This window comes from Methyloceanibacter sp. (genome assembly GCF_050728395.1).
Lineage (GTDB): Bacteria > Pseudomonadota > Alphaproteobacteria > Rhizobiales > Methyloligellaceae > Methyloceanibacter.
Genome location: NZ_JBOHJB010000056.1, coordinates 1 through 19,416 on the forward strand (window position 1 = coordinate 1; position 19,416 = coordinate 19,416).

Annotated in this window: 20 protein-coding genes and 1 pseudogene; 8 read left to right on the plus strand and 13 right to left on the minus strand. The window is 61.4% G+C overall.

Annotated elements, in window-relative coordinates; genetic code table 11:
* Window positions 1-894, plus strand: an 894-nt coding sequence (locus ACREC7_RS10960) for a hypothetical protein (RefSeq protein ID WP_431555724.1), incomplete at its 5' end; no start/stop codon positions are given.
* A 13-nt stretch (window positions 895-907) separates the two neighbouring features.
* On the opposite strand, the gene ACREC7_RS10965 is transcribed toward ACREC7_RS10960, so the two are convergent.
* The 5 genes from ACREC7_RS10965 to ACREC7_RS10985 all read right to left on the minus strand — a co-directional run bounded on the left by ACREC7_RS10965 (window position 908) and on the right by ACREC7_RS10985 (window position 4,378).
* Window positions 908-1,786, minus strand: a complete 879-nt coding sequence (locus ACREC7_RS10965) for a transglycosylase SLT domain-containing protein (protein ID WP_431555725.1) — start codon at window positions 1,784-1,786, stop codon at window positions 908-910.
* 281 nt (window positions 1,787-2,067) lie between these two features.
* A complete protein-coding gene (locus ACREC7_RS10970) occupies window positions 2,068-2,316 on the minus strand; it encodes a DUF2188 domain-containing protein (protein WP_431555726.1) in 249 nt (82 codons plus the stop codon).
* 6 nt (window positions 2,317-2,322) lie between these two features.
* Window positions 2,323-2,520 carry a hypothetical protein gene (locus ACREC7_RS10975; RefSeq protein ID WP_431555727.1) on the minus strand — a complete coding sequence of 66 codons (198 nt, stop codon included), beginning with the start codon at window positions 2,518-2,520 and terminating at the stop codon, window positions 2,323-2,325.
* Between the two features lie 602 nt (window positions 2,521-3,122).
* On the minus strand, window positions 3,123-3,893 hold the full coding sequence (locus ACREC7_RS10980; RefSeq protein ID WP_431555728.1) for a hypothetical protein: 771 nt from the start codon (window positions 3,891-3,893) through the stop codon (window positions 3,123-3,125).
* A 56-nt stretch (window positions 3,894-3,949) separates the two neighbouring features.
* A complete protein-coding gene (locus ACREC7_RS10985; RefSeq protein ID WP_431555729.1) occupies window positions 3,950-4,378 on the minus strand; it encodes an EamA family transporter in 429 nt (142 codons plus the stop codon).
* A 165-nt stretch (window positions 4,379-4,543) separates the two neighbouring features.
* On the opposite strand from ACREC7_RS10985, the gene ACREC7_RS10990 reads away from it, so the two are divergent.
* Together ACREC7_RS10990 and ACREC7_RS10995 are read left to right on the plus strand one after the other, a co-directional pair.
* Window positions 4,544-4,954, plus strand: coding sequence for an ester cyclase (locus ACREC7_RS10990; RefSeq protein WP_431555730.1), 411 nt, complete (start codon window positions 4,544-4,546; stop codon window positions 4,952-4,954).
* An 18-nt stretch (window positions 4,955-4,972) separates the two neighbouring features.
* Window positions 4,973-5,647: a sulfotransferase family protein gene (locus tag ACREC7_RS10995; protein WP_431555731.1), complete on the plus strand. Its 675-nt coding sequence runs from the start codon at window positions 4,973-4,975 to the stop codon at window positions 5,645-5,647.
* A 55-nt stretch (window positions 5,648-5,702) separates the two neighbouring features.
* Here the strand turns inward: ACREC7_RS10995 and ACREC7_RS11000 are convergent, their stop codons facing one another.
* On the minus strand, window positions 5,703-5,996 hold the full coding sequence (locus ACREC7_RS11000) for a hypothetical protein (RefSeq protein WP_431555732.1): 294 nt from the start codon (window positions 5,994-5,996) through the stop codon (window positions 5,703-5,705).
* Between the two features lie 75 nt (window positions 5,997-6,071).
* Window positions 6,072-7,871 (minus strand): phospholipase D-like domain-containing protein, encoded by a 1,800-nt coding sequence (locus ACREC7_RS11005; protein WP_431555733.1) that lies wholly within the window; start codon window positions 7,869-7,871, stop codon window positions 6,072-6,074.
* Window positions 7,872-8,085: 214 nt separating this feature from the next.
* Between ACREC7_RS11005 and ACREC7_RS11010 the strand changes: the two genes are divergently transcribed.
* Both ACREC7_RS11010 and ACREC7_RS11015 read left to right on the plus strand, forming a co-directional pair.
* Window positions 8,086-8,565, plus strand: coding sequence for a M15 family metallopeptidase (locus ACREC7_RS11010; protein ID WP_431555734.1), 480 nt, complete (start codon window positions 8,086-8,088; stop codon window positions 8,563-8,565).
* A 21-nt stretch (window positions 8,566-8,586) separates the two neighbouring features.
* Window positions 8,587-9,330: a hypothetical protein gene (locus ACREC7_RS11015; protein WP_431555735.1), complete on the plus strand. Its 744-nt coding sequence runs from the start codon at window positions 8,587-8,589 to the stop codon at window positions 9,328-9,330.
* 63 nt (window positions 9,331-9,393) lie between these two features.
* Here ACREC7_RS11015 and ACREC7_RS11020 read toward each other — a convergent pair whose 3' ends face one another.
* The 3 genes from ACREC7_RS11020 to ACREC7_RS11030 all read right to left on the minus strand — a co-directional run bounded on the left by ACREC7_RS11020 (window position 9,394) and on the right by ACREC7_RS11030 (window position 12,662).
* On the minus strand, window positions 9,394-9,951 hold the full coding sequence (locus ACREC7_RS11020; RefSeq protein ID WP_431555736.1) for a hypothetical protein: 558 nt from the start codon (window positions 9,949-9,951) through the stop codon (window positions 9,394-9,396).
* 105 nt (window positions 9,952-10,056) lie between these two features.
* Window positions 10,057-10,560, minus strand: a complete 504-nt coding sequence (locus ACREC7_RS11025) for a glucosaminidase domain-containing protein (RefSeq protein WP_431555737.1) — start codon at window positions 10,558-10,560, stop codon at window positions 10,057-10,059.
* Window positions 10,561-10,667: 107 nt separating this feature from the next.
* Window positions 10,668-12,662: a hypothetical protein gene (locus ACREC7_RS11030; protein ID WP_431555738.1), complete on the minus strand. Its 1,995-nt coding sequence runs from the start codon at window positions 12,660-12,662 to the stop codon at window positions 10,668-10,670.
* Window positions 12,663-12,895: 233 nt separating this feature from the next.
* On the opposite strand from ACREC7_RS11030, the gene ACREC7_RS11035 reads away from it, so the two are divergent.
* From ACREC7_RS11035 to ACREC7_RS11045, 3 genes are all read left to right on the plus strand, one after another.
* Window positions 12,896-14,086 carry a D-alanyl-D-alanine carboxypeptidase/D-alanyl-D-alanine-endopeptidase gene (locus tag ACREC7_RS11035; protein WP_431555739.1) on the plus strand — a complete coding sequence of 397 codons (1,191 nt, stop codon included), beginning with the start codon at window positions 12,896-12,898 and terminating at the stop codon, window positions 14,084-14,086.
* A gap of 40 nt (window positions 14,087-14,126) precedes the next feature.
* Window positions 14,127-14,759: a TMEM175 family protein gene (locus ACREC7_RS11040; protein WP_431555740.1), complete on the plus strand. Its 633-nt coding sequence runs from the start codon at window positions 14,127-14,129 to the stop codon at window positions 14,757-14,759.
* A gap of 1,167 nt (window positions 14,760-15,926) precedes the next feature.
* A complete protein-coding gene (locus ACREC7_RS11045; protein WP_431555741.1) occupies window positions 15,927-16,853 on the plus strand; it encodes a hypothetical protein in 927 nt (308 codons plus the stop codon).
* On the opposite strand, the pseudogene ACREC7_RS11050 reads toward ACREC7_RS11045, so the two are convergent.
* From ACREC7_RS11050 to thiC, 3 genes and pseudogenes are all read right to left on the minus strand, one after another.
* Window positions 16,756-17,076, minus strand: a pseudogene (locus tag ACREC7_RS11050) (hypothetical protein); the annotation flags it as partial. The gene ACREC7_RS11045 and the pseudogene ACREC7_RS11050 sit on opposite strands and share 98 nt — an antisense overlap.
* 47 nt (window positions 17,077-17,123) lie before the next feature.
* Window positions 17,124-17,786: a hypothetical protein gene (locus ACREC7_RS11055; RefSeq protein ID WP_431555742.1), complete on the minus strand. Its 663-nt coding sequence runs from the start codon at window positions 17,784-17,786 to the stop codon at window positions 17,124-17,126.
* A 54-nt stretch (window positions 17,787-17,840) separates the two neighbouring features.
* On the minus strand, window positions 17,841-19,416 hold a 1,576-nt coding region (gene thiC, locus ACREC7_RS11060; RefSeq protein WP_431555743.1), incomplete at its 5' end, for a phosphomethylpyrimidine synthase ThiC.

The window sequence follows — 19,416 nt, forward strand, 5'->3', positions numbered from 1 at the left end:
GGCATGGGGTCGATCCCATTCGCCAACATCGCCAAGGAAGAAGAAAAACAAGCCTCGGCCTGCGAGAGGTTGGAAGGCCTCTATCTCCGCCACGACAAGCTCGACATGTCGATCATTCGCGAGAACATCAAGGCAGCAAAGGGAGCGTCCATCAGCTACACCGATAATCGCGAGGACGACACCCAGACCGCAAATATACAGGCGGTTGCCGCCGCGGTCTTGGCCAGGAACCCTTGTGTTCCACGACCAGCGGGACGGGGACACGGAAGGCCTTATGTCTCGGGCTATTCCTTCGCGGCATCCGTGGAGGCCAACGGCAAGCTGACCAATGATCGCGCGACGGAGAAGAGCGCGCTCAAGCCTGGAATCGACGCGCAGCTTGAGATAGACGAAGGTCCGCTTTTCGACCAGCTCTTCACCGTCTCGCCTTACTATCAGACCGACTTCCGCGGGATCGCGCAGGCCTATGGATTCTCGGCGAGCTGGGAGCCGTTCAATTACACTTGGCGACTGGGTGGTTCCTACCGTTGGTTCTCGCCCCTGGTTGATTTCTTCTACCAGCTCAAGGCTGAGGCCGTTGGCTTGCGGGTAAACGACGCTGGCCTGACCGATCTTACATCCGACACCGACTATTTCTGGCTTGGCGGAACAGCGCGGCTGAACGTGTTTATCCTGCCCGAGCTTTTGCACGAGCGCCTGACCTGGATCGGTACCTACAAGGGCTACTTCGATGAACGATCCAATAGGAGCATCCGGCTCTACACTGCCGAACTTGCCTACAACATCACCGAGGACGGTCTGAGCTCAATCTCGCTCGCGTATCAGAACGGCACCGACCGCGACACGCTGGAGAAGCTGAACCAGTACCTCGTGACGCTGAACGTGAAATATTAGGCGCATCGCGCCTCTAGTTTTTTTGCACGATGCAGGCGCCGCCGCGCGTCCGGAGTTCGGTGCAAAGCTTGACCGCGTCGTCGCGGGCATCGGCGCCGATCTGCACCATATAGAGGTAGCGGCGACCGCGGCTCAAATTGCGCTCGGGCAGCACGAACGGCTCGCTATCCGACAGCACCGAGGCATAACGCTGCCGGAGCCGCGCGAACGTCGATAGCGCCCGCGCCTTGGAGAACGACGTCGACACCTGGATGCCCCAAGGCCGCCACGCGCCGCTTGCGGTCAGAGGCTCCGTCTCGTAGACCGCGCGCACCACGAGAGGCGCGAGCCTGCGGCAGGAGTCCACCACGTCCTCGGTTGGCGCTTTGATCGAGTCCGGCAGCTCGGTCTCGGGCAGCTTCCACTCCTCGGCGTCGCGGCCGGTGACGAAGAACACATAGCCGATGGTCTCCGCCGGCAGGCTCGAGCGGCCGTCGAGCCAGGCATGCACCCGCTCGGCCCCGGCGTTGTAGGCTGCCGCCGCCAAGCCGACATTGCCGAACTCGCTTTTGAGATCGGCGAGCAGGCTTGCCGAATGGACGATGGCCGCCTTCGGCTCGAAGGGATCGTCGAGCCCGCGGTCCGCGGCCGTCCCCGGCATGAACTGCGCGATCCCTTGCGCGCCTTTGGGGCTCACCGCGCTCGGGTTGAAGCGGCTCTCCTTCCAGATCAGCCGCACGAACACCATCGCCGGCAGACCCTTCGCATCCGCCTCCTCCCGCATCAGCGGGCACACCGTATCGACGAAAGGTTTCGGCCCGGCGGCGACCGCCGCCGCCGCTTCAATGCCCTTCTCCACGTCGTCGCCACGCGCCGGAAGGGGTGAAGCGAGAAGCGCAAGGGCAAGAACCACCGGCGCGAGCGAAGCGGCGCGGCAAAAAAGCGCACGGCCCTTTATGGAAAGTTCTTGGGAAAATCCTGTGGCAGCGCCCGCAGCAGAGCGAGCCAGACCATCACCAGGGACAAAAATCCGACGCGCATCATCCGGCCGAGCGAGGACCGAAGCGCCTTTTTTATCAAAGATATAACCGCTCGCGTAGACATTAATTAAAAACATAGCAGAACGCTCAAAAAAGCGCCATGGACCGCCGGTAGCGGTCGCCCACGCGAGGCGACTTGCGCGCGCGGTCTCGCTTATTCCTCCTCGTCCACGACCTCGGTGTCGGGCCGGTCGTCGCCGGGATCGACCTCGACATGCCAGATGCCCTTGTCGTCCTCATACTCGATGGTTTCGGTGGCGCCGGGCAGCTCCTGCTCGGCCGCGGCCCGCTTCGCCGCGGCGACCGCGTCTTCGTGGCTGGAAAAGGGTTCGGAGTAGACGCCGCCAGACTTGTAGGCCCAGCCGCCGTCATGCTCCACGATCTGGTAGATAATCTTGGCCATTGGAGTTCACCGCCCTTCGGATGTGTGGCGACTATAGCGCATAACCGACGCGGCCACCGCCGCGTTCCAATCCTCGAAGGCCTCAACGGCGCCGGTTTCATCGAGCCGCTCCATCGCCTCCTCGAAGCTCAGCCTCTCTTCTTTCGCATCGGAGCTCGTCATCGCCGGGCTTGTCCCGGCGATCCAATGATGACTGTCCGCCAACTCGCACTCCTAGTGTTGCACCCTCCCATTGGATGCCCGGAACAAGTCCGGGCATGACGCCGAGAGAAACGGTCGCACGACTCCTTGCCGCGACGCATCTCAGCGCCCGGGCTTTGCCTTATCCGCCCCTCAGCGCGAGGGGATGGCGCGCCGAAAAGCGCAGTCCATTATGGTTCGCGTCCGAAGACGCGCGGGCGCCTCTCGGCGCGCCACATGCGCTCATGCAGCAAGGCGTTAGCGCATGCTCATTTGCGGTGACTTGTCGGCAGCCGGGCCGCGCTTTCGCCTGGGACTTCGCTCGGAACTTGGGGCGAGGATCGCCTTCGTTCCGATCTCGGTCACGTCGCGCTCAAATAGGCCAGAGGCCGGTAGCGCAACATACAAGTCGTCAGCCAGCTCCTGGCGGGGACCCTTAGTGGTCCCGGGCGGAGCCCCGGCGCCGCCCGAGTGCCGGAGTGCGAAACCGGCCCGCAGGGCACCGCACCTCATCCCGCCTCAACGACGCCTCGCGAAGAGCGCCCCTCAGTGGACGAGGTGGTGTCAGGATAAGGGAGGTCGGAGATGCGGGGATAAGTTTGTGACTTCGATTGGTCGGCGTTTCCTTACTCAGATATCCGAATTCCGCATTGGGCCAGATGCTCAGCAACCGTGATCTTCTCGACTTCAAAGGTGCTGTCGTCTCGGATAATTGGCCATCCATTCTCGTCGCGCTTTGGCGAAGTGAGTATTGCATTCCGGTCGAGCTTCGGGATGACATATTTGACGAGTGCGAAGTCCCCGAGGTTGTCGATAGTGACAATCGCCCTCTGAATCCAATCAACCAAGTCCGAAACCTTCACGTGGATCTCTTTGGGAAACTCGACTCGATCTGAAATACGGCGGCTACAGCGGACAACAATAATGGGGGTACCGTCCTGGTTCTCCCCAACAAAGACGGTAGAAAAGTGCGACCACTCCGTGCGCAGTTCCCTTACCTTCTTATACCAACTCAAATCTTTCACCACCCAAGACGGAACTAGTCCATCGTAGCGCCCGTCTTCCACGTTCTTTCTGAACGCGTTGAAGCTCGACGGAAGCGCGCCGCCGCTGACTTTGTTCGCAAACTGAGCGGCGATCTCTGCCATTCCATACAAACAGTTAGAGGCCGCCTCGCATGCGCTGGAGAGCCGAATTTTTGGATAGGGGTCGACCAGCGTGATTTTTGGATTTCGATCGTACGGCCCTTTTTCAGATGCGCGATATTCGTCGACAAGGCGTGGCAAGTCCTCGGTGTACACCGCTAAGTGCTGTCTTTTCTCATGCCACTCGTGGACGAGGAGGTGGTGCGGAACGGCGCCCAGCTTCGCCACATGCAACAGCTGATCAAACGACATTGGACAGGCCCTTCGCAGTTCGATGGGTGACGTTTATCTCGAACCATCTCAATAAACTAAATCGAGATCAGCACCACGCCGAGGACGGCGGCGGCGAGGCCGACGATCTTGTTCCAGGTCATCGGCTCCCCCAGGAACAGCACGCCGAGCAGCGACCCGCCGACGATGAACATGCCATAGATCGGCACCACCACATTGGCCGGCCCAAGCGACAGAGCGTGGAACAGCGACGTCACGGCGACGGTGAGCGCGATGCCGCCGGCGATGGCCCACATCAGCGTGCCCTTTTCCAGGTCATAAACGAGCGGTCTGAGCTCGCCGCGGATGGCCACGATGGCGATGACAAGGATCGAGACGATCGTGGTCGAGACCGCGAGCACCATATAGGTGGACACGTCGCTCGAGCGCTCGGCGAGCTTGGTGAACAGCGTGGTAAAGGAATAGCCGACCATGCCGAGCAGGGCCCAGTAGATATAAGACTGCATTCTCGCTCTCCATCGAAATTGCCTAAGTCAGGTTTGCACCATCATCGCGCCTGTGGGCACCGGCGCGACCGTCGTCTTTGGTCTTATCCCCGCAGAAATGACGCATGACATTGGGCGCGAAGTCGCGTCATTCTTCGCCGCTCGCTCATAAAGGGAGGCTATGGAATGCCCATGGATCAGCGTGATGCAGCGGTTCGCGCCTATCTCGAGGACGTGTTCAACGGCCACAATCTACAGTCGCTCGACAAATACATGACCGAAGATCTCGTCTCGCACTGGCTTGGCGACCGCAGCCTGCATGGGATCGAAGCCTGGCGGACCGGGATGGCCGGTTTCTTCGATGCCTTTCCCGACGCCGCCTATACCTTGAACGACCTGTTCTTCGCCGGCGACAAGGGCGTATGGCGGGGAACCTGGCAGGCCACGCAGAGCAAGGAGTGGGAAGGAATCCCGCCAACCGGTCGCAAGGCGAAGTGGACCGTGATCATCATCGGCAGATTCGCCGGCGACAAGCTCGCGGAAGATTGGGTCGAATACGACCGCTACAATCTGTTTCGCCAACTCGGCGCGCTTTAGCCTAGGGCTCGCCGCGCCGTGACCCTCAAAGTGATCGGCGCGGGCTTCGGGCGCACTGGCACGCTTTCGCTCAAGCTCGCGCTCGAGGAACTTGGGCTAGGCCCCTGCTACCACATGATCGAGGTCAATGCCCATCCAGAGCATGACGCGATGTGGCTCGCGTTTGCACGAGGCGAAGCCTCAGACTGGCGGCCGATGCTGACGGGCTACGCGTCGACCGTCGACTGGCCGACCACCGCCATCTGGAAGGAGCTCGCCGTGGCGAACCCGCAAGCCAAGATCATTCTCACCTTGCGCGATCCGGAACGCTGGTACGAAAGCGCCGCCGCCACGATTTTCGCCCGCATGCTGGAGTTCGAGACACTTCGTGCCGAGACACTTCGTGCCGAGGCGCTTCGCAGCGATCCGGCGGCGGTCGACCCTGTGCGCCGCCGCCACATGGAAATGATCGACACGCTGATCGTTGAGAAGACCTTCGGCGGCTCGCTCGCCAAGGACCGGGCCATTGCCGTGTTCAATGCCCATAACGACGAGGTGCGCCGCGTCGTGCCGGCTGAGCGGCTTCTCGTCTATGAATCTGGCGAAGGGTGGGCGCCGTTATGCGCGTTTCTCGGCGTCCCCGTTCCCGCGACGCCATACCCCAAAGTCAACACCACCGGCGATTTTGCCTCCCGCTTCCCAGGTGAACGGTGAACTTTCTCTGTCCAACCGTCATGGCCGGGACTTCGCCCGGAATGATGAACGGGAGCTAGCGTCCGGTGTAGTCCGAGGTGCCGGCGCCGAGCGTCTTCTGGAATTCGATGCGCCTCTGCTCCTGCCGCGCGGCTTCGTCGGCAACGGCCTGGGCCAAAGTGTTGCGGCACGCGTCATAGGGCGCCGTCCCGGGGGTGAGTCCCTTCTCGCGGCAGGTGGCGTCGTCCTTGGCCTCGGCATCGGCTTGCGCCGCCTGACGGCTGGCCTGAGTGGCCTGTGGATTGGCGCAAGCCTCCAGCAGCCCAAGGCTAGCCACGAGCGCGCCGGCAAGAGCGATGCGTGCTTTCATAGCCGGCTGTTCAACACGGAAATTGCGATCTTGCGAAGGCAGCGTCCGCGGCCCCGGCGGCATGACGCCGCGGCTTTAAGCGGAATCGAAGTCTTCCATCTGCGCAAAGATCGCCGCGCGCTTTCGTTTCAGGCTTCCCGGCTTGTATTTCTTGGTCCAGCCGTCCGTCTCGTCAAGGAACAGGGTCTGCTGGTCGCTGCGAACCTTCTCCGCCTCGTCGCGCCTGAACGTGGCCTCCTGCACCGAGCGGAAATAGTAGTGATAAAAAATGCGGTTGAACTCGGTGAAATAGATGTCGGCGACGCGGCGCTGACCGCGGATCACCAGCATGTTCTCGTCATTGTCGTTGGTCGAGGGCGCGCTGAAATTGGCCGAGCCGGTCACTACGACGGGATCCTTCGACAAGGGATCCATCAGCAGGAATTTCGAGTGGATATAGCTCACATGCACGTTGAGCTGGAGCGCCTTGGCGTTCGTCTCTTTGACCCATTGATACAAGGGATCGCGCAAGAACGAGCCCCAGGCCTTGTAGACGTTGTTGGCGGCACTGAGCCCGACAAACTCCTTCTTGCTCTTCGGATTGGGCTTGTCCTGCTTCTCCAGCAGGAAGAAGGCGATGGGGCTCAAGGTAGCATTGTCCTTGAGCAGGGTCTTGAACACCTCGCTGATGCCGAAGGCGAGCGTGATGCAGGAGACCTTTTTTGCGTCGTCGACCATGTGAGCATACATATCGAGGACACCGGGCCCGCTGCGCGGGCTGAAGATCGGCGTAATTCCCGGCTTCACGTCGAGGACTGAGCCCGGCGTGTCGTGCAAAGCCTCCACCGCGTCCCTGAGTTCTTTGTTCTTGTGCCTGACCGTGGCTTTGTCGTCGCCGTCATGTGGACCGGGATCCTCACTGAGCAGCTCCCAATAGGCCTTGAACTGAGTGGCAATCTCCTCGTTGCGCACCCAATGCCCGACATTGGTCTGGCCGTGGATGCCGCCTTCCGAAACGTTGGTCGAGCCGGTCCACACTTCGGCCGGCGCTTCGCTCTTGCCCTTGAGCAGGACCATGAACTTGTTGTGCGCGATACTGTCGGGCTTGGCCTCGCGCAGGATCACGTTCTTCTTCGGCAGGCGCGCCGTTTTGAGCATTCTGAGATTGTCTTCGCGCGGGAAGCTCTCGTGCACCTTGCCCTTCTTGTCGACCGTCTCGTTGACCTTGGCGTCGATGATGATCTGGACGTTCACTCCCCGGTCGATCGCGTCCTTCAAGGCCTTGGCCACCGGCAGATAGCGGAACTCGTAGAAGCAGCACAGCAGCGTGTCGTTCTTCTTGGCGTTGGCGATGAATTTCAGCATCGCCTCGTCGAGGCTGCGGCTCAGCCACTCCTTCGCCTTCTCTTTTTTTTCCGGCGGCAATTTGTCGGGAGGCTTGTTGTCGAACTCGCGCGCATAGGCCTGGCTGCTGGCGACGCCTCGATTGAAGAAGATGTCATGCTCGAGATCGGAGAACAGCTTCTCGGTGCGCACCGCGATTGAGATTGGTTTGGCGCTGCGATCGAGATTCTTCGGCGCCCCCTTCAGCGGATGGAAGATATATTCGTAGCTCCGTCCGGGCTTCGCGGTGAAATCGTCCCACACGAAGCTCTGAATCGGATGGTCGAAGGTCGAGACCTTGGTCTCTTCGTCGGGATGCGGAATGACGGACGGGAACACCTTGAACCCGTACATGAAGTAATGCTGGTTCTCCTGCGGATCGACGCGCTCCACGGCGAAGCCGAGCAGGCCTTTGATGTCCGCGCCGCTGAAATCGATGCCGAAGGAAATCGTGTTCGTGCCGGCGACGGCAAAGACTTGATAGCCGTCTTTCTTCTCAGACTTGAACCGCATCGTACGCCCCAGGTTCCGGGCGAGACCCGAGCATCACTTTAGTAGCGGCACCCGCTGCACGCAACCTGTCGTTGATCCGCCTTTGGGAAAGGTGCTCGGGTCTCCGATGGTACTCGCGGAAAGCACGCTTCGGTTGCAAATGCGCGCCAACACGCTAGAGTTGAAATTTCGTCAAGCGCGCGGGATCGCCGAGCGGCGAGAAGGGAGCATCGTCATGGGAAATTTCTATACCGACGTGATCAAGAAAGACCCGCGTTTCAAGACCACCAAACTCGTTAACGACATGGCACTGCTCGAGCCTGTCACCCGCAAGCTTGTGCGGGAGATCATCGCCGAGGCCGCCAAGGACGGCATCAAACTGATGCCGTTCGAAACCTACCGAAGCAAAGCGCGCCAAGAGAAGCTGTTCGCGCAAGGTGCAAGCAAGCTCAAGACCGTCGGCGTGCACCACTATGGGCTTGCCTGCGATCTCGTCAAAGACATTGCCGGCTCGCCGTCCTGGAAGGGCGATTTCAAGTTTCTCGGCAGGCTTGGCAAGCAGCACAAGATGATCTGGGGCGGCGATTGGGGGAAGCCCGATGTCAAACCCCGGTTCTACGATGGGGTGCATGTGCAGCGCTGCACCGTCGCGCGACAGAAATCGCTGTTCTCCGGCACATGGTATCCCGACGACGACTACGATCCCACCGCTTAGGGCTTCAGATTGGAGGCGGCGATGGCTGGCGAACTGTCCCCGGCAACGCTCGATCAAATCGCGCAAAGCGCTGCGCATTCGGAGATTGCCCACTTCCGCTGGAAACAGCGCGGCGTCGGGCCCGCCGGCTACATCAAGGGAATGGCTCTCGTCTATGCCAGGGTCTATGGCAAACTGAAGACGGGCGACGCCGCCGCGAGCGAAATGGCCAAGGCCGATACCGGGGATGAGGCTCATGATGCCCTTGCCTGGTATCGGGAAATTTTCGCCGCGGCGGGAATGCGCAACGAAGCTGCCGGCGCCGATACGCTCCGCCGTCTGTTTGTCCTGCTGATCGGCCTTGGCATGCGCGAAAGCTCGGGACGCTGCTGCGAGGGGCGGGATCGATCGGCCTCGAACACCACCGCGGAAACCGCCGAGGCCGGGTTGTTTCAAACGAGCTTCAATGCCAGGACCGCAAGCCCGCTGCTGCCAACTCTGTTCGCTCAATACTCCGCCCACCCGTCGGGATTCGTCGAGGTCTTCACGGAGGGTGTCCGCTGCTCGCCCCGCGATCTGGAAAACTTCGGGGACGGACCCGGCATGGAATTCCAACGCCTGACAAAGGCCTGTCCGGCTTTCGCCGCGGAGTTCGCAGCCGTCGGGCTGCGCTCATTCCGCAAGCATTGGGGTCCGATCAACAGGCGCGAGGCTGAGGTCCGGCCGGAATGCGACGACATGCTGAGCGAGGTTCAAGCCGCCGCCGATGCATCGGCTGAGGCATGATCGGGATCCGGAGACGAAGATCGCGAGCAGGACGGCAGCGAGATAGATCGGCGCTCTCGCCCGTCACATTTTCTTCTTGGCAGAACAGTTGGCCTCCAGGAGGTCGATCGGCGTTTGCGCGCCTGCCACGCGGAACTCGGCGCTCGTCCGGCCCTTGTCTAGCGAGCTGATCGCGACAAACAGGGCATTCGCCGACGCGAGCCCGCCGAGGAATTGTTTCACCTCGCTCTTGTTCTCGATCACGAAGATCTTGAGTCCGCGCAAGATGCGCGCCTCGACCGGCTGCATCGGCTTTTCGTCGAACCGATAGAGAATTTCCGAATCGGCTTTGGAGCCGATCTGGAAGGCGAACATCACATGGATCAACGGCTGGCCCTTGAGGCAGACGAGCTGGAGGAGCGCATCAGGCGGAAGGAACAGCCCGTCATGCGCGGTCTTCCTCGCCTCAAGCTTCAGATTCAAAACCTTGGTTTTGGCGACATCGTCTATCTTTGCCGTGATCTGCCACTCGCCAGAGGACTCTGCGTGCGCGGCCGCGACAAAGACGTCCAGCCCGGCACAACTACCGAGCAGCGCGCCCAAGACAACGGCCGACCGAAAACACGCGAAGGCCCCACGCATTAGCGCAACCCCGTCGGCCCCAATTTGCAACTACAACGCTTTGTTGACGTCCTTCAGCCCATCTTTAGCGATCAATCCGCGAGAAGCGTTCAGCACGACGCCAAGCTACTTGGCGTTGAACTTGTACAGATCGTTCTTTTTCATCAATGACATAAGCAGCGTGGCGTACCCAGGATCAGTCGCATAGCCCGCCTTTTGCAGCCCGTGCGCAAATTCATCGGCGTCCTTTGATTTGGCATAGGCTGCGATGGCTTTGGCATAGCGCTTGTTACGTGTCAGGAATTTCCCATGGTCGAGAAATGAGTCCGCCATGGATTTATACCGGCGGAAATGTGCAACGACCGTGTAGGCCCTTCCGTTCTTGTCATACTCCTTGGTGATCTTGTCCACGTAACCGCTGGCAACGTCGCCGTACTCGATCTTGCCGTTCCTGACTTGAGCCTTGATGCCGAAATAGTTATTGGCATCGCCCATGTGAGCCTCTCCCCATCCTGATTCGAGGATCGCCTGAGCAATGGTGACCGAGGCCGGGACTCCGGTCTCCTTCTCGGATTTCTTTGCAGCGCTTGCTGCAGCCTTTATGAATGCCTCGCGTGCCGCTTTCGACATTGTCTCCTCGTAAAGTCAGTGCGAGCGTAGCACGGAGAGGTACAACCGACAATTGCAGGAAGCATGCTTTCCCGCCAGCGATCTGCCTAACGCTTTCAACAGAATCTCTACCCCCGCGGCGGGCGGCGGCGCTCGCTGAACCAGGCGCGGTATTCGCTCATCTTCTGGCGCTGTGACGCCGGCGCATGCCGCTTGCAGGTCGAGGCTTCCTCGCTGCCCTCCGGCGCACCCCAACGAAGCTCGACGCAGTCGTTGAGGTTGTACGCCATCTCCAGCGCCGTCACGCGCCCGAGCAGATCCTTGAGCGCCAGCGACCACTCAGAGCCGTCGGTGCGCGTATAGGAAAATTTCCGCGCCGCAAGCTCCGACGCGAGCGTGCTCTCCAATTCAGCCTTGACGTCAGCGGCGCTCTTGTCCTTGGGCATGGCATAGCGCTCCGGCCGTCGCGCCACCCGATCGGGAAAGCCGCGCACCACGTCGATGGCGATCAACAAACGCAAATCGCGCGACGGCGTGGCGAAGTCTTCCCACGCGCCGGTGGTCTCGAAGATCGACGCGCCGTCTGGCATATCGACCTCGCGTCCGCCGCCGACAAGGTATTTGCGTCCGTTTTCGACCGACGCCACACGGGTGTTCACCTGCTCCTCGAGCGACGTGATCGCGTCCTTCAACGCGTGCTCCGGATCGAGCGGGGCCGGCGACATCACGTCATCCATGCGGTCGTAGAAGTCTTCCACCGAGAGCTTCGACTGATCGAGGGAGAAATCGCCGTAGTCCGGGCTCTTGGCGATCTCAGCATTGGCCAGGCGCCGCAACGTCCCGTTCTTCTCGCGCATGATCGGGCGGAAACGTTTGAACCCAGGACTGCCGAGCGCGGGATCCTGCGCAAACAGGAAGTTGCCGCGCCAAAAGCGCTTGCGTGCCACCGTCCCGTCGGGCTGCCCGTCGACGGCGAGGAACACGCCAGCCCCGTCACCCGACTGCGGCACGCGCTTTACGAGCACCAGAACGTGCCCGTAAGGGTCGGCGTAGATGGTACCTGGCCGCAGCGTGTCCTCGCTGAGCGGCACCGGATAATAATCGGTATCGTCGTCGTCGGCCGCCGTTCGCCCGTTACCCGAGTGCACGGCGTTGGCGATGGTCGTCCTCAAGTAATATCCGAAGCCAGGCACGAGCCCTTGCGGCTTCGGGGGAAGTCTGAGCATCGGAGGCAGGGGCGCGCCGACTGGCGCTGCGAACACACCGAAGATGCCGACCTGCTGGCCAGGCGGGGCCAGGCCCCCGGGCGGCGCGGGAGGAGGTTCCTCGTTCACGATGTTCCACCATTGCGGGCATTTCGGCGGCTGGCCGCCGTCGCCGCGCGTGCACTTCGAATACCCGAACGGGAGCCCCATCTTGAAGGCGAAATAGGCGCGCAAGAAGTAAGGGACGTCGGCGCAGTCGGGTTGAACGATCTGTCCCTGCTGATCCTCGCGCAGGCCCAAATGGTTGTAGAGGACGTTGCGCGATGGGTCGCGCAGCACCTCATGCATCGCCTTCCACGACGGCGCTTCATCGAGCGGCGCATCGAAGAGTTTCTCGATCCACGCCGAATACAAATTTTCGCTGTCGCGATCCCATGAATCGCGCAAGGGCCAGACGCCCTTCCCGGCGCGCGGGCCCGCTGGCTGTTTGCGCTGTACGACGATCTCGCGCGTCACCGTCTTGCAGTCGGCGGAAGCGCCGTTGCGCACGAGCATCGCTCGCCAGGTGCCGGCGGCGGGTGAAGCGACCTCTGCGAACCAGAAATAGGGCGGCCCACCATGCCGGTCGCCCGACGCGGCCGCGATATTTCCGTTGGGCGCGATCAGCGACAGTTCCCCTTCGAGCGGCTTCTCCGCTGTGAAGACGACACGCAATGGCGCGCCCTTCCATGGGGCGAGCGGTGAGGAGAGAATGGCGAGCCCGGCCTCGCCTTGACAAATGTCTGTTGGAGCCGGGGGCTCGGCCTTAGCCTCGGCCCTATGCTTGGCGGCCAATGCCGCCGGGACACCAAACCATCCCCCTGCGATCAGCAAGGCTGCGAGCGCGGCGGCCGCGGTGAACTGGCGTGCAGGCAACACTCAAGCCCCCGTCACTCAAGCCCCCGTCCGATTCCCCCGGGAGTTGAAAATACTCCCAAAATAGGGCCGCAAAAACGGCAAATTTCACGCCCTCAAACGGACGGGATGCTGCAATGATCCGGCAGGTTAGGGGCGTGGAGTACGTTTCGGAACCTGACCTCTGCCCATACAAGCGATGAAGCAGTTTGCCGGTTTCGGCACTGAGCCTGTAAGTAAGGTCGCCTGGAGTCGCCATGTGGTCTCGCCTGCTTGCCCTCGCGCTTACCTGCGCCTTGCTTCTGCCGCCCCTCCCGGCGCTCGCCGGCGCCAAGGAGAAGGTCGCGGCTCTCGCTCCATCGGGGCTGGTGCTCGTGATGGACGACAAGGGCAAAGAGCTGATCGCCCAGAACGCCGATAAGCCCTTCGTTCCGGCCTCGGTCACCAAGATCGTGACCGCATGGCTGGCGATGGAGGTCCTGGGCAGCGACTATCGCTTCGAGACCCGCTTTTACCTGGACGACAAGCGGGTGCTTTACGTGCGCGGGGGCGGAGACCCCTTCCTGATTTCCGAGGAGTTGGCCCAGCTCGCGCCGGAGCTGGTCGCCGCCATCGGCAAGGAGCCGCTCACCGGCATCGTACTCGACGCGAGCTACTACCCCTCAGACCTCCGCATTCCGGGCATCGAGGCGAGCGAGGAGTCTTATGACGCGCTCAACTCCGCGCTCGCCGTGAACTTCAACACGATCAATGCCGTGCGCAAGGGCCAGACGGTCCGCTCCGCCGAGAATCAGACGCCGATCACCCCGCTCGCAATCAGCCAGTTCCGGGCGCGTGGCCCAAACGGCCGCGGCCGCATCAGCCTCGCCCAGGACCCCGCGGTAAGCCTGCGCTATGCCGGCGAGCTGATCGCCGCATTCATCGAGAAGGCCGGCGGCAGCGTGAAGGGCGGCATCACCACCGGATCGGTGCCTGCGGGCCTCAAACCGGTCTACGTTCACCGCCAGTCGCGCACCCTATCGCAGATCCTCTCCGCGCTGCTCCTCGCCTCCAACAACTACATCGCCAACCAGGTCTTCCTGGAGATCGGCGGCACCCTGGGCGGGTCCGTCAGCCTCGAGAAGTCGCTCAAGGTCGCGAACAAGATGCTCGCCGCGAACGGCCTCGCCGAGGACATCCACCTCGAGGAGGGCTCCGGCATCAGCCGCGGCAACCGCTTCACGGCACGCGGCCTCGCCAAGGTGCTCAATCTTTTCGCGCCCTACGCCGACCTGCTCCACGGCCACGACGGCGGCTTGAACAAGACCGGCACTCTCAACGGCGTGCGCACCCTTGCGGGCTACGCCGACACCTCGAGCCACGGACGCGTGCGCTTCGTGATCGCGCTCAAGAGTAACGACGGCCCGATGCGCTTCCAGCTGCTCCAGGCCATCGAGACGGGGCTGTAGCGGGTCAGGGAGTTGACCTGAAAGGTCGTTCGGACCGAGGATGCTCAGGGGGCGCGCGACACGCGGGGCAAGTTTGTCAAAGTCGATAAAGACAGAAGCTTTCATCCCAAGAAGCCGGCTCGAGGCACTGACCGATGGCGTTTTCGCCTTCGCGATGACGTTGCTGGTCGTCAATATCGAGCTGCCGGAAGGATTTGAGCCCAAGAGCAATCAGGAGTTCCTCGCGAGGCTTGCCGGCCTCTCCGACACGTTCATAGCCTATCTCATCACCTTTTTCGTCCTCGTCAGCTTCTGGTTCGGACGCGCGCGCGAGACCGGGGAACCGGAAATGGCCAGCGCAGCCTATGCGTGGGCCGTGCTGTTGCATCTCCTCTCGGTCACCTTCCTGCCGTTCTCGATGCTGGCGGTTGGCCGATACGACGTACCAGCTTCCATCTGGATCTATGGCGCCAACATGATTCTCTTATCCTTGTCGGCCATCGCCATCTCGCGCATCGCCGAACGAGATAGCGGGCGCTCGCGCGTACCAAGCGGAATTGTCGAGCTTGGCGTTCTGATCGTGTCTGCGGTCCTTTCCATGGCCACGAGTCTGTTCGCGCCGGATTACGCCATGCTCCTCTATCTTCTCAATCTTGCGAGCCCGCTCGTTGCACGCGCTGTCTATCGGCGCTAGCCGCCAAGAGATCGTGGACGGTTCGCACGCTGGCGGGCTACGCCGACACCAAGTGAATCGATTGGGATTGCCAAGCGATAAGCTTTCTGTCCCCCTCGTCACCCCGGCGAAAGCCGGGGTCCAGCGCGCCGAAGGCGCAAACACAAGGACTCCGCATCCACGACCTGAGGGTTCTTTTTCGCGCGCTGCCGGCGCGAAGCTGGATACCGGCTTCCGCGACGCATTTCATGTCGCAAGGGGCTTAAGCCAACGCTCGGCCTCGTGGCGTGCCGCATCGCCTCGCCGCGAAGTCGCGCGAGGGCATGTCAAAGAGCAAGCCCCCAAAGTGAGGGGGTGGCGCGCCGAAAAGCGCAAGTTTCGTAGCTCGCGATCCTCTTGGGACCGCGCGGGCGCCTCGCGGCGCGCCACACGCGCTCAATATTGCGTTGCGCTACCCGCCTTCGCGAAGCCCGCTTCGGCGGGCGAAGGAAGGCCGCGCTTCGCGCACCTTGAGCGCATGCTATTTCGCGGCGATTTTTGCGCCACACGCCGGGCCGCGCTTTCCGTTTTGGATACCGCGCTCAAATAGGCCGAAGGCCGATAGCGCAAAGGTCAATGCGCTCAAGTAGGCCAGAGGCCGATAGCGCAACACCAAAGTCGTCAGCCAGCTCCTGGCGGGGCCTCTTAATGGACCCGGGCGGAGCCCCGGCGCCGCCCGGGAGTCTCGTTGCGAACGAAACCCGCAGGCGCCGCACCCCGTCCCGCGATCAAGACGCCTCATGAGCGCGCCCCTCAAACGGACGAGGTGATGCGATCATACGGCAGGTTTGCAGGCCGGGGATAAACAGTGCGGCTAGTGAGGATCATGGATGGTAGCCGCGGGCTGGCGGGCTACGCCGACACCTCAACACACGGGCGGCGCGCTTCGTGATCTCGACGAAGAGCAGCGACAACGCGCTCGCGCACCGCTCTCGTGATCTCCATCGAGCAGAATTTGGGCCCATCGAGCTTGTGGGATGGGTTCAGCGCGGTGAAACCCATCCTACTGGGCTTCGCTAATCCGCCTGGGTTACGTGCTGGCCTAACTCTTCCAAGAGCCACACAATTTATGCTAGAAAATCCAGAACCTCTCCCGTGACCGGAATGCACGGCGCAAAAGACGCCGGGCGGAGTTCGTTGGGGGTGTGCATGGATTCTTTTGGTGCGGCCGGTCTTGTCATTCTGCTCGTTGCGGCAGGGTGGTTCATCGAGACTTATCTTGGGATTTTCTGGTTCATCGTATTCTTACTGGTTAGTTTTTTCGTCGTCCGCTTCGCTGTCAAAGAAATACAAGCTGAAAATGCCCGGCTAAAAGCTCAAAATGCCCACAGAGCACAGGAGGCCGCTCAGGAGGCCGCTCAACAGCTTGCATATCAGAGCCAGATCCTTTCGGCGTGCAACCAGTCCCTAATAGAGTTCGAGAACATCCCGAAGGATTTGATGACAGCCGAGGAGTTACTCAGCACTGCCGAGAACGAATTTCAAGACGGTGCTTTCTCTCCGTTCTGGGACTCAATTGAGAGGGCGATGTGCAAGCTGGGTGCAGTCGACGGCAGCATCAAACTCATCGCGCACTACTCCCAGGAGTACAAAACTTTCACGGAATCTTTTGCAGGCGTGCCGCCGCCATTCCCGGTAGATCCAGTGTCGGCACATCGGCTCGGAACCGTTAACGGCACAGCGGGGCGTCTAAAGCAAATCGTGCGCAAGGCACAGCGCAACTTTCAGTTTGCCACTATCTATGAGCAGCGCAGGACTAACGAAATCCTGATCGCCGGCTTCACCAGTCTTGGCGAGGCTATCCATGGCGTCGGCGAGCGCCTACAGGAGTCGGTCGAAGCTCTGGGCGATCAGATCAATGATCTCTCATCGTCGATCAATGATCTCTCATCGTCTATGACTGAGAATAACGAGAAGCTAATCGAGGTGGCCCAGGGCATCCCATCGGCTATCAAAGGGGCCGATACGAATATGCAAGCTATGGTGGCAGACCAGGCCGCAAGGCAAGAAAAAGCAAACAGAATGCTGGACAACATCCAGCGTCACTACGTGCCAGATATATTCGCCCAGTATTAGCTGGCAACAGGCGAGGACGCGTTGAGCGCTGCAAAGTCATCATGCCCTGTTTCCTTGCCTGCTCTACCGCTTCGCTGCTTGAGAGCGCCTCCTTCCCGGCGAGCTTCGCCGCGTAGTCGCGCACCGCTCTCGTGATCTCCATCGAGCGGAATTTCGGGCCGCTCTTCGAGCAGAAATTGGCGAGCGTGTGCGCCTCCTTGGGAAGCGTCTCGTCGTGGTAGCTCCGCTCAACCAATCTTCCCGGCTCCGGCTAGTCCGGCTCTCTGGGGCTCATCTAAATAAGGCGTCGAAGCGACTGCTTAGTTTCAGACCGCGTTTCTTGGCTTCGGCTATCAGTGGCTTGAGCGTGTCGTATTCATGTTGCGCTTGACGCCATCTACCCTCCGCCGCCGCGTTGTTCATGGCAGCGGCCTTGTCCCTTATTCGCTCTTTTAGATCGAGATTTTCATTTGCTCGGTCGAGCCACTGAGCCATCGCAGTCGTCAGCATTTGCTGCGCGATGTCATAAGCTTCGCGTTTGGCTCGGGTGGTCAGTCGGCCCAATCGATTGCCCTCGATCAGACCTGGCTCCTGAGGACTCTCAGTGCCCGCTTTAGGCTTGCTCGCTTGCTGTCCGGCGACTGCGGGAGCGGCGCCGACCCGGGTCGCGATAACGCCCGAACCCTGCATGTGGGTGGGGTCGACAAGCGTTGCTGAAAATTGTCCCGGAGGGCCGGAATTGCTGAAGAGGTACGTGTTGCCCTGACAGGTCCACGTCTGAACACTAACGCAAGCGAGACAATGCGGGTTGGCCGTGCCATCTGCATTCACTGTCGTCGTGCCGCCAGCATAGGACCATGTGCCGACGAATTTGGCTGCGCAACTTGACGGAGGCGCGGCTAAGGCAGCATTCGAGAAGAACGCAACGAAGCCTAAGGCCAGCAATCGAAACATTCGGCGCCGCATCGTCCCCTCCTCGTGTAAGGCAGAATATCCCTCCCAACAAAGTTACAGCGCCTTATCGTTCTCCTTCAATGCTTCCTCCGCCACATAGACCTGGGCGCCGCTCGCGCGGAACTTCTCGCTCATCTCCGCCATGCCCTGTTTCCTTGCCTGCTCTACCGCTTCGCTGCTTGAGAGCATCTCCTTCTCGGCGAGCTTGGCGGCGTAGTCGCGCACCTGCTGGGTGATCTCCATCGAGCAGAATTTCGGCCCGCACATCGAGCAGAAATGCGCAAGCTTGTGCGCCTCCTTGGGCAGCGTCTCATCGTGGTATGAGCGCGCCGTGTCCGGGTCGAGCGAGAGGTTGAACTGATCCTCCCAGCGGAACTCGAAGCGCGCCTTCGACAGCGCATCGTCGCGCGCCTGCGCGGCAGGGTGGCCCTTGGCAAGGTCTGCGGCGTGGGCGGCGATCTTGTAGGCGATGACGCCTGCCTTCACGTCGTCGCGGTTCGGCAGGCCGAGATGCTCCTTCGGCGTCACGTAGCAAAGCATGGCGGTGCCGAACCAGCCGATCATCGCGGCGCCGATCGCGCTCGTGATGTGGTCGTAAGCCGGGGCGATGTCGGTGACGAGCGGCCCCAGCGTATAGAACGGCGCCTCGCCGCACAGCGCGAGCTGCTTCTCCACGTTGACCTTGATCTTGTGCATCGGGATATGACCCGGCCCTTCGATCATCACCTGGCAGCCACGCTCCCAGGCGATCTTGGTCAGCTCGCCCAACGTCTCGAGCTCGGCGAATTGGGCCCTGTCGTTGGCATCGGCAATCGACCCCGGACGAAGTCCGTCGCCGAGCGAGAACGACACGTCGTATTTCCGCATGATGTCGCAGATGTCGTCGAAGCGCTCATAGAGGAAGCTCTCGCGATGATGCGCCAGGCACCATTTGGCCATGATCGAGCCGCCGCGCGACACGATGCCGGTGACGCGGGGCGCGGTGAGGTGGATGTAGCCGAGCCGCACGCCGGCATGGATGGTGAAATAGTCGACGCCCTGCTCGGCCTGCTCGATCAGCGTGTCGCGATAGACCTCCCAGTCGAGCTTGACCGGATCGCCGTGCACCTTCTCCAGCGCCTGATAAATCGGCACGGTGCCGATCGGCACCGGCGAATTGCGGACGATCCACTCGCGCGTCAGATGGATGTTGCGCCCGGTGGAGAGGTCCATGACGGTGTCGGCGCCCCAGCGGATCGCCCACACCATCTTCTCCACCTCCTCCTCCACGCTCGAGGTCACGGCCGAGTTGCCGATATTGGCGTTGATCTTGGTCGCGAAGTTGCGGCCGATGATCATCGGCTCCGATTCGGGGTGATTGATATTGGCGGGAATGATGGCGCGGCCACGGGCAACCTCGCTGCGGACAAACTCCGGCGTCACGAACGCTGGTAACGAAGCACCGAAGCTCTCCCCGTCGGCGAGCCTGGCCTCGGCTTCCCCGGCCGCGGTCGCGCGCCCAATATTCTCGCGATGGGCGATATACACCATCTCCTTGGTGACGATGCCGGCCCGCGCCAATTCAAGTTGGGTAACTGGAACATGGGTGTCAGTTTCGAACCCCCTCCCCCCTTGAGGGGGAGGGTTGGGG

Excerpts from the sequence above, each read along its gene's own strand:
- ACREC7_RS11015 (WP_431555735.1), top strand. The coding sequence starts at position 8,587 with ATGGCTGGCGAACTGTCCCCGGCAACGCTCGATCAAATCGCGCAAAGC.
- ACREC7_RS10985 (WP_431555729.1), bottom strand. The coding sequence starts at position 4,378 with ATGCAGTCTTATATCTACTGGGCCCTGCTCGGCATGGTCGGCTATTCC.
- ACREC7_RS11020 (WP_431555736.1), bottom strand. The coding sequence starts at position 9,951 with ATGCGTGGGGCCTTCGCGTGTTTTCGGTCGGCCGTTGTCTTGGGCGCG.
- ACREC7_RS10970 (WP_431555726.1), bottom strand. The coding sequence starts at position 2,316 with ATGGCCAAGATTATCTACCAGATCGTGGAGCATGACGGCGGCTGGGCC.
- ACREC7_RS11000 (WP_431555732.1), bottom strand. The coding sequence starts at position 5,996 with ATGAAAGCACGCATCGCTCTTGCCGGCGCGCTCGTGGCTAGCCTTGGG.
- ACREC7_RS10980 (WP_431555728.1), bottom strand. The coding sequence starts at position 3,893 with ATGTCGTTTGATCAGCTGTTGCATGTGGCGAAGCTGGGCGCCGTTCCG.
- ACREC7_RS11045 (WP_431555741.1), top strand. The coding sequence starts at position 15,927 with ATGGATTCTTTTGGTGCGGCCGGTCTTGTCATTCTGCTCGTTGCGGCA.
- ACREC7_RS11010 (WP_431555734.1), top strand. The coding sequence starts at position 8,086 with ATGGGAAATTTCTATACCGACGTGATCAAGAAAGACCCGCGTTTCAAG.
- ACREC7_RS11035 (WP_431555739.1), top strand. The coding sequence starts at position 12,896 with ATGTGGTCTCGCCTGCTTGCCCTCGCGCTTACCTGCGCCTTGCTTCTG.
- ACREC7_RS11005 (WP_431555733.1), bottom strand. The coding sequence starts at position 7,871 with ATGCGGTTCAAGTCTGAGAAGAAAGACGGCTATCAAGTCTTTGCCGTC.
- ACREC7_RS11055 (WP_431555742.1), bottom strand. The coding sequence starts at position 17,786 with ATGTTTCGATTGCTGGCCTTAGGCTTCGTTGCGTTCTTCTCGAATGCT.
- ACREC7_RS11025 (WP_431555737.1), bottom strand. The coding sequence starts at position 10,560 with ATGTCGAAAGCGGCACGCGAGGCATTCATAAAGGCTGCAGCAAGCGCT.
- ACREC7_RS10990 (WP_431555730.1), top strand. The coding sequence starts at position 4,544 with ATGCCCATGGATCAGCGTGATGCAGCGGTTCGCGCCTATCTCGAGGAC.
- ACREC7_RS11040 (WP_431555740.1), top strand. The coding sequence starts at position 14,127 with ATGCTCAGGGGGCGCGCGACACGCGGGGCAAGTTTGTCAAAGTCGATA.